This window comes from Vibrio splendidus 12E03 (genome assembly GCF_000272105.2).
Lineage (GTDB): Bacteria > Pseudomonadota > Gammaproteobacteria > Enterobacterales > Vibrionaceae > Vibrio > Vibrio splendidus_I.
In genome coordinates this window covers 1-14,025 of record NZ_AJZD02000279.1, presented here as the reverse complement: position 1 = coordinate 14,025, position 14,025 = coordinate 1, and the positions used below count along the sequence as shown (strand labels likewise).

The 14,025-nt window shown below is 43.9% G+C and carries 8 protein-coding genes; 3 read left to right on the top strand and 5 right to left on the bottom strand.

Annotated elements, in window-relative coordinates:
* Positions 1-16 precede the first annotated feature (16 nt).
* A complete protein-coding gene (locus tag A142_RS17445; protein ID WP_029405756.1) occupies positions 17-820 on the bottom strand; it encodes a ferredoxin--NADP reductase in 804 nt (267 codons plus the stop codon).
* Positions 821-1,157: 337 nt separating this feature from the next.
* Between A142_RS17445 and A142_RS17440 the strand changes: the two genes are divergently transcribed.
* A complete protein-coding gene (locus A142_RS17440) occupies positions 1,158-2,102 on the top strand; it encodes an acyltransferase (RefSeq protein ID WP_019827014.1) in 945 nt (314 codons plus the stop codon).
* 108 nt (positions 2,103-2,210) lie between these two features.
* Here the strand turns inward: A142_RS17440 and A142_RS17435 are convergent, their stop codons facing one another.
* The 3 genes from A142_RS17435 to glgX form a co-directional block, all read right to left on the bottom strand.
* Positions 2,211-2,933, bottom strand: coding sequence for a tRNA (adenine(22)-N(1))-methyltransferase (locus A142_RS17435; protein WP_019827012.1), 723 nt, complete (start codon positions 2,931-2,933; stop codon positions 2,211-2,213).
* Positions 2,934-3,071: 138 nt separating this feature from the next.
* Positions 3,072-4,814, bottom strand: a complete 1,743-nt coding sequence (locus A142_RS17430; RefSeq protein WP_032545645.1) for a sensor domain-containing diguanylate cyclase — start codon at positions 4,812-4,814, stop codon at positions 3,072-3,074.
* A 253-nt stretch (positions 4,815-5,067) separates the two neighbouring features.
* Entirely contained in the window at positions 5,068-7,041 is a 1,974-nt protein-coding gene (gene glgX, locus A142_RS17425) for a glycogen debranching protein GlgX (protein ID WP_019827008.1), read from the bottom strand.
* A gap of 434 nt (positions 7,042-7,475) precedes the next feature.
* Between glgX and lamB the strand changes: the two genes are divergently transcribed.
* Together lamB and A142_RS17415 are read left to right on the top strand one after the other, a co-directional pair.
* Positions 7,476-8,696, top strand: coding sequence for a maltoporin LamB (lamB, locus tag A142_RS17420; protein WP_019827006.1), 1,221 nt, complete (start codon positions 7,476-7,478; stop codon positions 8,694-8,696).
* Positions 8,697-8,861: 165 nt separating this feature from the next.
* Positions 8,862-9,689 carry a MalM family protein gene (locus tag A142_RS17415; protein WP_019827004.1) on the top strand — a complete coding sequence of 276 codons (828 nt, stop codon included), beginning with the start codon at positions 8,862-8,864 and terminating at the stop codon, positions 9,687-9,689.
* A gap of 565 nt (positions 9,690-10,254) precedes the next feature.
* On the opposite strand, the gene pulA is transcribed toward A142_RS17415, so the two are convergent.
* A complete protein-coding gene (gene pulA / locus A142_RS17410; RefSeq protein WP_019827003.1) occupies positions 10,255-13,953 on the bottom strand; it encodes a pullulanase-type alpha-1,6-glucosidase in 3,699 nt (1,232 codons plus the stop codon).
* Positions 13,954-14,025: the final 72 nt, after the last annotated feature.

The following is a 14,025-nucleotide window of genomic DNA, read 5'->3' as shown; positions in this document are numbered from 1 at the left end:
CGTAGGTGAGCAATCTTTACCAATAGTTTTCACTACTGAATTGACCAGGCTTTCTACGTAAGTGCTTTTCGAAACCTAAGCTGGTTAGTGCTTCACTTGTGTCACGAACCATTTGCGGATTGCCGCAAAGGTAGAAGAAACTGCGGGTTTGATTGAAAGCGACAGACGCGGCTTGCTCAAGGTCGCCTCCAAGTAACAAGCTTGGGATTCGTCCGCGCAAAGTTCCGGTGACTGATTCTCTAGAAATAATTGGCACATATTTAAGTTTCCCTTGAAAGTGATCGACGAGTTGAGTGATACGGTCTCGATAAGTCAGGTCTTGTTCTGTTCTTACGGCATGAACCAATACAAGGTTGTTGAATGACGCGGCTTTTTCTGAAGCCAATCCATTCTGTTGTTGGAGCTGCATGCTTTCGAGCATTGAGATGAATGGGCCAACCGCGGTTCCGGTTGAAAGCATCCATAGATCGTCGGCGATCTCTGGGATTTCATCCAATGTCATGAAGCCGCTTGGGTCTTTGCCGACAAAGATGTCATCGCCTACCTTCAATTCATGAAGCTTAGGAGAGAGCTGACCGTTTTGATCCTTAATAATCAAAAACTCTAGATGCTGATGACCTTGCTCATGTTCCGGCGCATTCACCATGGAATAAGCACGTCTCACGAACTCATCCTCACTATTGAGTAAGCCGAGCTTAGTAAACTGACCCGCCTGATAAGGGGAGACAGGAGCACTGACTTGGAGTGAGAACAATTGATCTGTCCATTCTGTCTTGTGTAGGATTTTTCCGGTTACCAAACCATGAGGAATATCTGTCATATCATCACCTTTAAGAAGAGAAGTTATCTCATTAAGGATACTCAACTATTTACACTTTGGAGTTGCATGTAGCATGCCAATAATGAGAATGCTTATCAATACTGGTTTTGCGAATGAAATTAACTGTTATTGTGTCAAAAAGACACTTCACAAGCTGGTCAAAATGACTCGAATGTGTAATTGTTATCTGCGTGGTGCGTTGTTTTGGGGATCTAGAGCCGAGCTTTAGCAAAGTCTGCAGAGTGGTTTGACCCCTGAAGTATTGCACTAATAACTAAAGAGAATAATTTGTAGATGCGTATAATGGCGGCTTTCGATCTCAATATAGCCGTGTTTTATGCTTGATAATCTTCGTATGGCCTTGAACGTATTGTTCGTGACCATCAATACCGCAATGACTGCGTTTACCGTGAGCTTCTTTGGCCTCATCAAACTGATTCTGCCAATCTCTGTTGTGCAGAAGTCGTGTACTCGTTTAGCTAACTTCACATTTTGGTGCTGGGCTTCGCTCAACCTTTGGATGTTGAACGTGAACAACGACATCGAGTGGCAAGTCGAAGGCGGGGAAGATATCTCGACTAAACAGTGGTATTTGATGATGTCGAATCATCTTAGCTGGGCAGATATTGTTATTCTGTCTTCTATCTTGAAAGATAAGATGCCGATGACTAAGTTCTTCCTTAAGCATGAATTGCTGTATGTCCCTTTTGTTGGGTTGGCATGTTGGGGGCTAGATATGCCCTTCATGAGACGTCACTCGCGTGAGTTTTTGCTGCGTAACCCAGAACGTCGTAATGATGATTTCGATGCAATCAACAAAGCGTGTACTAAGTTCAAGCTTGCACCGACAACCTTGGTTAACTTTGTTGAAGGAACGCGTGCCAATCACGAGAAACTGGCGACAGCGAAAACCCCTTACCGACACCTATTGAAGCCTAAAACTGGTGGTGTAGCATTTGCACTATCGGCAATGGGACCAATCTTAGATGGCATTGTTGATGTCACTCTGGCTTATCCAGAAAACCAGACTTATCCGTTTGAAGATATGCTAAAAGGCAAAATGACCAAGGTCGTGGTGCGTATTAAATTGCATCCGATGGATGAGAACGTAAACGGTAATTACTTTGAAGATAAAGCGTTTAAGCGCCGTTTCCACAGTTGGTTGAATAACACGTGGAAAGAGAAAGACGCCTATCTTGATACGGTTTATGGGGTTGATACGCTCCGTGAGGCTGAAACGATTGATGGGCTTGATACGGTTCATAAGAAGCAAGAGCAGTAAGATCAAATCAAACAGATAGCATCAAAAAAGCCGATAGTTCATTGAACTATCGGCTTTTTTATTGAATCGCGGTGTCAGGGTACGCGATAAAGTTAGTGTTTACTACCGTCAAATAGCTTGGTATGCATCAATGATGTGCTTCACTTGGCTCGGTTTGCCTTGCTTCTCTTGTCCTTGATGGATACGTAAGTAGTGCTGCAATGTTTTGGTTTTGTATTGCTGTGATACCTTCACTTGTTCATCACAGCTTGGTGTCCAGATCTTGTCACCGACGTTTGATATCTCGCTAATGGTTTGGCTCTTTTCTGCCTCGCCTTGGTTATTGCTCACCAATAAAATCTCGTAATAACGACGGTTCTCTTCAATCAACACTTCATCAATAAGACTAAAATTGAGCGCCTTTAAATGGCTTCTTAGCTCGAATTGTTGATGCACCGGACAAAGCAAGAAATCGATCGCTTTGTCAGGGTGTTGACGGTGAATATCATCGACTAATTTCTGAGTTAGATCGCCACCCACACCAGCGATAATGACTAGATGTCTGCCAGTGTGCTTTTCCAATGGAATCGCTGCCACATCTAAGCAGTAAACTTGCCATTGGCTAGTGACCTTTTGCTCTACCGTTTCACCTTGGGGAAAGTAACGAGTTAGCTTGCCTTCCAATTCATTCATCAGAGACGGGACTATATCGACAAAGTGAATCTGAGGCGCTTTATTATCCGACAACAGTTGAACACCCAAAAAGCCATGATCACAACAACAGTCCCAAATATGTTGGTAGTCATTGCTGACAAGGGAGTGGAGAGTTTGCAGTCGGTTACTTAGCTTCATAAGGTTCGCGTCGTTAGAAAAGGGATGTTGTCTTATCGAAAGCGCATTGTAATGACTTTCTAGAAAAACAAAAGCACCTAGGGTGTGAATCCTAGGTGCTTTGCGGTGTGTGATGGCTACAGAATTGTTAGTATAGGTTTACGATGCTTTGGCAACGGCTCTGATATGGCCTTCCACTCGGTTCTTACCAAGTTGTTGTGCGATAAGCTTTGCTTGTTCCGCCAGCGCTAAAGCTGAGTCTGTTTCGCCTTCTATTTGCGAATACCCCACACTAACCCCTAGTGATAAGGTGATATCTGGAGTGACGATGGTTTTCTCCGCGATTCCGACTCTGCACTGGTCTAGCTGGAATTTTGCATCTTTTACATCATTGGCTTTGAACAATACCGCGAACTCCTTTCCTCCTACACGTGCCAAGCAAAGTCCCTTTGGCTTGGGGAAGTAACTTCGAATTGATTCTGCAGTCAGCTTGATCATCTTGTCGCCCACCGTTTCACCGTAGGCTCGGTTTACATGGTCAAAGTTATCGATATCAAGCAGAGCAACATAGGTATCGGGCTCGCTCACGTAGTTTTCGATGGCGATACTGAAACTGCTCTTATTGTCTAACTGCGTCATCAGATCTTTGCTACTCAATTGATGTTGAAGCAGTAAGTTAGACAAAGAGACCTCAGTGTAATCTCGGATCATTCGCAGAATACTCTGGCTGATCGGTAAGTTTGCGTTTACGTATAGCACTGCGATCAACTGCTTGCGAGAGTGCAAAGGAATACAGTAATGACGTTGGTGTATTTTGAGTTTACACGCTAATGGGTCTGCGTACTTACCACTTCGGTAAGCCATGGTGCCCGGTGTAAATCGCTCTGCAAGGGCTTTGTCACAATGTACCGTTGACTTGTTTCCGTGATAGTCGATGGTACTGAATGCGTTGTTCTCAGGCTGATAGAGACAGAATTGAATGCCTTTTTGGTAGGTGAAGCTGTCCAGTATGGATTTTAACTCTCGCTTAAAGCTTACAAGATCATCGACTTTATTCAGTTGCGATAAGGACACGTTCAAACGATAAGCCAAATAGTTTGCGCCAATCCACAATAGAAGCAGTGAACCAAGCACCAAGCCAGTTAAAGTAAACTGGTGTGAGCTGGTTAAGATATCGTGGCGATCGGTGCCTGCGATGAATACCCAATTCAAGCTGTTGTCAGCGTCAAACACCGATATTTTGAAGTTATCTTGATAGTAATATTCGTGTTTACCAACGGTTTCACCTTGTGAGAGTTGGTGACTGATACCTGCGTGATAGCTGACTGATTTAGATCCGATACGTTTTGGATCTGGATGGAAGACCAGTCGTTCTGTTGCTCGGTCAACGACAAACACATAGCCGTGATTAAGCGTTTTTAAGTCTCTTAACCCTTGTGTGGTGTGTAGAAGGTCAAACTCAATCCATATTTCTTCATTTAATCTTTCCGCCGTGTGTTTAACTGCGAATACCCAACGACCATCTGCTTTTTGGTAAATCGAAGAGATGTAGAAATCCTCAACCACACTGTCTATTGAGTTCCATTTTATGGAGTCGATTTGTTCATGGGAAAGAGGTAATCCACGACTTGATATATATTGTTGGGATTGTGGTTGGTAACGAACGATATCAGAGAAGTTTGGTGTTCTTTTTAGAATATTATCGCTCAACTCCCTGAATTTTTTATCACCGATTGGAGCCGTTTTAGGTAAGCCTAGACTGGTTTCTAAAAAATAGAGTTTGCCGAATGTGGCTTCGATGTTGGAACGAATGGTAGAGCTTGCGATACGAATGTTTGTTGATGATTGTTCTGTTGCTGCTGTTTCTACTTTTTCAAGCTGAGCCACAGCAAGATAGAGCATCCCTCCAGTTAATAAAATAATGTATGGTTTAAAAAGCCGAATTAATGTTTTAGGTAAAGCCATGATATCCAAAGACGTAATAGATTCATTTTTATAGTACGGCCATACTAAACAGTTTTCTTAATCACAGCAATGCAAATGATTCCATATAAAAGAATGAGTTTTGTGATATTCAGCTAACAAAAAGGCCAGTTATAAATATAACTGGCCTTTATGGTTTTTGGTGTTTTATTGAACTGACTTAGCTTTTAACTTAGATTGACTCAGTCTTACCTGGCGAATAATGCAAAATAGCCATCGAAGTTGGCGATAACAGCATTTCACCTTCAGCATGACCTGGTTTTACATTTCTCAGGTTAGTATCACAAATGGTCACCCAGTTTTGATCGCGATCCTTAGGTAATGCGAAGCGTGCAGGGGCGTTGGTTTGGTTGATAAGATAAATTAACTCGTCGCCCTCTTTGCCAATACCTAAATGCAAAGCTACTGAGCTTAAGCGGTTCCAGTCGTCATGCTCCATAAGTGTGCCATCGACACGGCTCCAGAAGATGCGGTTAGAGTTACGCTTTTCGCCACTGAATGCCTTAATAAACGGCACCATGTATTGCTGACGAGCAGAGATCATTTCAGATAACCAAGTCTTGAAGTAAGTTTTGCGCTCTGAATCTTCCCAGTTAAGCCAGCTGGTCACGCCATCTTGGCAGTAAGCGTTGTTGTTACCTTTTTGAGTATGAGATAACACATCGGCCGTCAAAATATGAGGAATACCAAAAGCAAACAGCAGGCTCGCCATGAAGTTACGTTTCTGCTTTTCACGTGTCGCGATAACTAACAGGTTTTCGGTTTCACCTTCAACACCGTAGTTTTCAGAACGGTTGTCACCGTGTCCATCGCGGTTGTTCTCACCATTCTCTTCGTTGTGCTTATGCTTGTAAGAAACAAGATCCTGCATGGTGAAACCATCATGATAAGTGATGTAGTTGACGGTTAATTTATACGGCCAGTGCGCAGCACTGTAGATGTCACGTGACCCCATCAAACGGGTTGCAAACTCTTTTAGGTAGCCTTGATCACCACGCCAGAAGCTACGTGTGATGTCTCGTAGTTTGTCGTTACACTCATTCCAGCCTAGCGGGAAATTACCCACTTGGTAGCCATTCGGGCCGATGTCCCAAGGTTCTGCAATGAGCTTGGTTTCTTTAAGTACAGGGTCTTGAGCCACAGCTTTAAAGAATGCAGCCTCAGGGTTGTAGTTGTCTCCCTCGCGCCCCAGTGTTGCAGCCAAATCAAAACGGAAGCCGTCGACTTGGAATTCACTTACCCAATAACGAAGCGTATCCATCACTAAGTTAAGTGCTGGTTGATGGGTGAGATCAACGGTGTTACCACAACCAGTAAAGTTCGCGTAATGGCAGCCATGTTTAATGTAGTAATGGCTATCTAGCGCTTTGAGGTTGAAGGTTGTACCACCTTCGCCACCCTCTGCCGTGTGGTTGTACACCACGTCTAGAATAACTTCGATGCCATTGCGGTGAAGTTCACGAATGGCGGTTTTGAGTTCATTAACAGCGTCTTTTTCTGAGTAGCGTGGGTCTGGCACCATGAACAAGTATGGGTTGTAACCCCAATAATTCACTTTATCCATGTCCAATAGATGAGGTTCATGCATACACGCAGCAACGGGTAGAAGCTGTAGAGAGTTGATATTTTGTTGTTTGTAGAACGCAAGCATTTCAGGGCTCACTAACCCTAAGTAACGACCTTTAGTATTGGCTGCCACTTCTGGGTGCAGTTGAGATAGGCCTTTTACATGCGTTTCAAAAAGAACAGTATCTTCACGGCTAATGCGTGGCTTTTCTACGTCTTGCCAATCGAAGGTGTCATCAACAACAACACATTTCGCCATAGCAAAGCTTTTTTCATTGGTATATGGCGTGACGTAATTGAGCGGTTCGCTTATTGCTTTGGCGTACGGGTCTGAAAGCAGGATAGGGCCATTGTCCGTTTCTGCAATGAAGCCGTATTTTTGTCCCGCTTTAATACCATCAATAAAGACATATCTGATATCAGCGTATTCATTTTCTAATTTATAAGTGGTGAATTCGTCGTTCTCGTCAAAAAGAGCGAGAGAGAGTGATTTACAGTCAGGAGAATAAATTGAAAAGTTACAGCCAGTGTTACCTAGCGTTGCGCCTAGTGGATAAGGGCGAGCGAGCGTTCTAGTCATTGCTTGATTTCTTGTTCGTTTATCAACATCAGTGAACTATAAGTAAAAAGCTTTGTCACAGTAAGGTCAAGCAACTTCACAGAATAATTACGGTTAAAAAAATAATTTACCGATTAGGTTCAAATTATATATTTGAAGTAGATCTCACTTAAGGTGAATAATTAGATCTGAGTGCTGTCTACTCCTCCTAGATTAAGTGATCTACCTCTTTAAAACACCGTTCTGTATATTTTCTACTCCCCTCTAGTCCCCCTTAATTTAGTTAGGGGTGGAGGAAGTCAAACTTGTCATCCCCTCTTAATATTGACCCCGTTGAAACGAATCAGGGGAAACCCTAAACCTCTCTATCTTACGACTACCATTACTGCCTTTGGTTGCCGCAAGAGAGCAAAAATATAAAAACCTAAAATAAATCGTCCTTAATGGAGTTAAGAATGAAAAAAGTAAGTTTGATTGCTGCTGCAGTGGCGACTACGCTAGCTGCTGGCTCTGCGTTCGCTGTAGATTTTAATGGTTACATGCGTGCTGGTACTGGTATTAGCGGTAACGGTAACGGCGACGTATCAGTAAATAAAAACGGTATTGGTCGTCTAGGTAACGAAAATGACAACTACTACGAGTTTGGTCTAGCTGAAGAACTAAAAACTGGCGAGCAAACGTGGCGCGTAGAATCTATGATTGCTCAAGGCAACGACGGTTCTAATGGTTGGGAAGACGGCGATTTCAACGTTGCTCAGTTCGCTGTTAAAGCTAAAGGTGTTCTATCTTTCGACAACGAAGCAACGCTTTGGGCTGGTAAAACATATTACCAACGTAAAGACATCCACATTACTGACTTCTACTACCTAAATACATCTGGTACTGGTGGTGGTATCGAGAACCTATCAATCGGCGACCAGAAGCTATCTGTTGCACTGATTCAAGACGGTGATCACGACGAGTCTACAGGTTACATTTTTGATGCTCGTCTAGCGAACATTGGCCTATGGCAAGATGCATCTCTAGAGCTAGCATTAGCGTACAACTTTGCAACTGACTCTGATGATAAGAGTGAAGAAGCGGATGATGGCCTACTAGCTTCTGCGATCATTCACCAAGGTATGGATAACGGTTTCCACCAAACTATCCTTCAATACGGTACTAACGGTTACGGTGTTCAGGCGGCTAACTTCTGGGGTTCAGGTACATACTACGCTCGTGGTACTGAAGCATTCAACGATGCATCTGGTTTCCGTTTGATCAACTGGGGTGTAATGAGCCTAGGCGAATCTTGGGAAATGGGTCACCAACTAGCATACCTATCTGGTAGCGACATCGGTGGTCAAGCTGCAGGCGTTTACACAAACAAAAACTTTGATATCGACCAGTACTCTGTAGTGGCTCGTCCAATGTTCAAGTGGAACGACACTATGCGTACTATCTTCGAAGCAGGCTACAATGCTGGTGAGAAAATTTCAGACAGCGGTTTAGCTAAAGAAGATTTCGGTAACGCTAAGTTCACAGTAGCTCAAGCTTGGGCTATGGGTGACAGCTTCTGGGCTCGTCCTGAAATCCGTGTTTACGGTTCTTACTTGCTAGATACTGAAAACAAAAATGCATTCAACGGCGACGATACTGAATATGTGTTCGGTATCCAAGCTGAAGCTTGGTGGTAAACACTTAGCTTAACAAATCCTAAACTGTCCTAATTCATAGCCGGCTCGCGTCGGCTATTTTTTTAAGGAATGTACGATTAAGTTGATCGTTCCCTAGGTGAATAGTTCTCTTTGTGGTAATTAAAGTTAGTAAATTTCTTAAAAAAATAACAAGAAGGAAGGGTTATGTATTTTAAAGCTCTAATGTTGAGTGGTTGTGTTGCGTTGGCCGGTTGTCAATCTGCACAAGTGGTTGAGCAAGTGCAAGTGGCACAGGCTGAACAAGTTAACTCTATTGCTGGTCTTCAATTTGCCCCGATGAAGCTTCCAAGCTCGGCAATTTTCGATGTAACACCAGACAGTCAAATTTTAAACTATCAGGGTATAAACAGCCCTGTAGTAGCGATCGAGCTACCAGCGGATCGCGGCGAATACTCTATTAAGATCACGAGCATGATCGGTGAGACTGCATTTGTGCCTAATGCGGTTATTTATGACAAGAATGGTCGTGAGTTAGAGCGTTATGGTAAAGAGAGCTTCGAGTACGCTAAACCAAGATTACATTTGGGCAACCGTCTTGTTGCAGAAAACGATTTCTACCCACCGACAACTGCTGAGTCTGTGTACTTAGTTATCTATACAGAGCAAGAAGATCTTGGTGGTTTTACTGATGTCATTCACCCTGCACGTCTAGATGCGGAAGGCCGTGGTAACTATTTGCCAGAAGTAGAAGACATTCCCGTTCCAAATGCGAATGTCGGTAAGATAGAAGTGACTATTGATAGAGTTGGCTTCTTCTCATTTGGCTCTAGCAATGAATCTAACGCTAAACCAGCGGCAGCAGTTAAGGTTGAGACGATTCAACCAGAAACACAAACTTACTACCATAATGCCATTCAGGCAGCAGTAGACGCAGATAATATTCCTAAAGCTCTCAGCCTACTCGATGAAGCAAAAGCACTTGGTATTGAAGGCGCACAAGAAGTCTTTGTAAAAGCCGTCAATAAAAAATAGTCGACGAGTTTGTAAATACCGATTGATATAAAGAGAAGGGCTCCTGACTAGGAGCCTTTTTTATTACACGTAATAAATTAAAGCAATACTCATATTCACCGAATGCTTGAATGTAAATAACCACAGACTTACATGTAATAACTAATGGCTAATATAAATGCGCGTGATTCGTTATTTATGGTTTTGATTTACTAGCGGCTAACAAAAAACATTCTCGTCTATTTTATTCTCCTCAAACAGTTTAATACGAACTCTATTGACGAATTACCCTTTCATCTAACGACCTAAACTCGGCTTCCTAAATTTAACACATACCGGAAATATACATTCATACGAAGTCGTTATGCTTTCTACTAAGAACTAAGAACTAAGAACTAAGAACTAAGAACTAATAAGGCTTGTTTATCACTCAACATTGATGGTTGGTTAGTTGATGAAGCCAAGAGGCTGAGGTACGTATTTAGTTTGGTGTTTGTTGAACACAAAAAAAGGGAGACTGACGTCTCCCAAAGGCTAGCTTTCGCTGGTTTTTATTATCTGTTACTTCGCTTCGATAGTTTAAGCTTTACTGCTTAGTGACCGAAACAACGGGACCATCTACGTCGTCATCCAGTTCGTGAATCGCATTCAGAGTGAATGTGTAGGTGCCAGCTTCGGTTACGCTTAGTTGGCAATTACCATCAGTTCCTAGGTCGATTGATCCATCAGCAAGTTCAGCGGAATCACAACCAAAGTTAGGTGTTCCCCAATCTGCATCCGCAAACTTGAAGCCATAATCACCGGCTTCCAAGTTGCCTGTTACAGAGTAAACACCATTAGCGACAAAGTTCATTGCCCAATCATCAACAGGATTCCATCCATTCATGTCACCACGAACGTAAACAGTTGTTTGGCCGTATGGAGGAATGCTAGACACATCCTTGTCTGAGTTATCAACTGGCAAGCCAGCACCTTGTGCACCGTCTTGAGCTTGCACGAACACAGCGGTAGTTAATGCAGGGACTGTGAAGGTTTCAGCTGCGAAGCTTGCACCTTTCACAGTGTCGTCAGCCGAGTCCAGTTGAACATCATGAAGAGTAAAGCCGGTCGCTCCTGTGATTTTGAACGATTGAGTTTCATTGGTTGAGTTTACAACCGCGACAATCGCATCGTTCTCTGGATCGAGGTCTGTACCTGCAGACACACCATCATCGATAGACATGACAATCAGGCCTTCGACTTGATCTTTGCCCACATTTCGGAAATCGACTCGTTTCATGACTTCGTCAGCTGTGTCTAGGCGGAACAGTTCACTTGAGCTACGGATTTTTAATAGCTCTAGGAATTGCTGCTTGGTGAGTTCAATGTCGCCTGCGTCTGGTTTCGCCGTTGGGTCAGCAATGATGGTTTTGATCAGATCCCAGTTCGCACCATCTTTGTCTTCACGTGGTAAGCCAACATTCCAGTTGTTGTTAGTACCATCAAACATTACGCGGTTGTACCAGTCACCAGAATCGTAAGAATCGCGTTGCATCGACTTAGAACGAAGCAGTTCAGAACCCATGTGGATGAATGGTATACCCTGGCCCAACATCACGGTAGAAAGCGATACAGACTGCATGCGAGCACGCTCTGCAGAGCTAGTACCAGTGGCGATCTTGTATGCGTTGTTATCCCAAAGCGTTTGGTTATCATGTTTTGACACGTAAGAGATGTTCTCTGAAGGCATCTTGGTGTAACCAGCTGGCGCGCCGTTGTAATCAACGTTTTTACCCAGTTTGGTATCGCCTTTGTAATCAATCAGCACGTATTCTGCGAGGTTACCCGCCATGCCTAAGCGGACAAGGTCTTGGTTGTGTAAACGACCGTTGATAGACTCTTGATCGACTTTGGTTTCATCGTTAGCAATCGCAGCGTTACCAAAGCCTTGGTTGAAGCGAAGTGGGTGATTGCCTTCTGAATCGACACCACCATCGAACGGGCTACCGCCACGAACTGCATCACGCAAACGGTCTGAGAAGGTACCGATTTCTGTGCCTGCCATGTTGATTTGGTTTGCTTGGTCGAAGCGTGCGTTGTTTGCTACCTCGCCAAAATCCCAACCTTCACCGTAGAACAGGGTGTTCTCGTCGATTTTACGTACTTCAGCAAGAGCTTCTACCATCACGTCTTTTGGCTGGTGGCCCATTAAGTCAAAACGGAACCCATCCACTTTATAGTCGTCAGCCCATACCTTAAGTGAGTCGACCATCAATTTACCCATCATTAGGTTTTCGGTCGCAGTGTTGTCACAACAAGTCGAGTTTTCGACGCCACCAGTGTTGACGTTAAGACGGTGGTAGTACCCAGGGACAATCTTATCCAGTACCGACTTATCGTTCACACCAGACGCGTTGGTGTGGTTGTATACCACGTCCATGATCAGCTTGAGATCCATGTCGTGCGTGGCTTTCACCATCTGACGGAATTCGAGAATACGCTGTGAACCATTAGGATCGGTCGCGTAACTTCCCTCTGGCACCGTGTAATGGAATGGGTCGTAGCCCCAGTTGAAGCTATCAAGCATACGAAGGTCATTCATTAATGCTTGTGCGTCACCCGTTGAAGGGTCATAACCATCGAGTACGTCTTCGATGACTTTGTTTTCGTCTTCGCTTCCACATAAGGCAGCAGTCGGTTTTACATCACACAGTTTGCCTACGGTGTCGGTTATATCAACACGGCTCGCAGCATCTTCATCAACGGTAGCGATATCAAATGCTGGTAAGATATGCAGCGTAGTTAAACCTGCTTCTTGCAGAGCCTGTAGGTGTTTGACCGACTCACGATCGGCTTCTGTGAGAGCGAGGTATTTTCCATTTAGGTTAGCTGTGCCGAGCTTATCGCTGAAACTAAAGTCACGTAGGTGAGATTCGTAAAGTACATGGTCTTCGTCTTTCTCTACGGTTGGTCGTTGGTAGTTGTCCCAGTTCGCAGGTTTCAAGGTTGAATCATTTAGGTCAATCACTTGAGAGTACGCGGAGTTCTTCGACAAACTGAGTGAGTAAGGGTCCGTTACAAGGCGAGTTTCGATGTTGCCTGTGGTTGGATGGTAGACCTTCACTTGGTAACGATAGTAACTGTTGACTGCATTAGACACCGCGTCAGTCGCCCAAATACCCGTTTCAGCACTTTCCGTCATTGGGATCACTTGTGAACTTTGCAAATCTTCGCTGTATAGGACGAGTTCTACATCTTGCGCGGTTGGTGCCCAAAGCTTGAAGGTCGCTGCACTGCCTTCAATAATCGCGCCTAATTCTTCACTCATCGCATTACCAGCATCTTCACTAGCAAATACCGCATCAAGTACACCAGGCTTTTGAACCTCAGTTGAAGAGGTAACGTCGCCATTTGAGTTGTAGGCAACAAGAATTATCTGAGACTTCAAAATGGTGCGCAGTGTTGTGTCATCAACATCAATTGCCACTGCTGGTAAGCTTGCTAGGTGTCGGAAACGCTCTTTCAATTCAGAAGATAGTTCTCCGTCTTTGCTTAGTTCAATTGCAGTTCCGCCGACAATCTCTTTGTTATCGTTCATTGTGATGCTGTTGTCTAGTGCATAGAAAAGCTTCACAGAGTCTGCATTGCTAGCCGCTTCCCAACCAATTGTGGTTGCATCTAGCCAGTGTGCTTTTTGACCATCAATATTGACTGGTCGCTCTGAAATAGGGTCGTAGTACAACTCGCTGCTGCCATGGAAACCAAATACGCCTTGTGAATCGCCAAGCTTAGTTAACTCGACTTTTGAGTTCGCACTGCCAAATGCTTTCTCATCACCATTGTGCAAGATGAAGTTCATGCACTTGTGTGGGTCAGAGGCATCTGGGTCAACTTTCAACACATAATAGGCACCGTAAGTATCGCTGATACCATCGTATTCGTAAGGGCTGTTCCAGTCGGTTCCGGTTTCACTTAATCCCATGCCGACTAAATCTGTGCTGGTACAGCCTTCACCATTCCAAAGGTGCAGCCCCCAACCGTCGTAAGTTGAGCCAGATGAGCTTGCAGCGGCAACATCGCGTTTGTAGTAAATAACGACTTCGTTTTCAGCTGCAGGGTATAAACCACTGTTGCCAGGGTCTGTACCGTTGTCGCTATCATTATCACTACCACAACCCGCGATCAAACTAGCGGTGAAGAGCGGTAAAATTGCTTTGGCCAATGTAGAGCGTTTGAAGCTCTTCTTTTTGGTGTTGTTGAAGGTATTTCGTAGAGAGATAATTTTATTAATATTTATGTTGTTCACGTTTTAATATCCATATTTCACTTTTTATGAAGATGAATATCCTAGTCTTAACGATGGTCAACTATTTGTGAT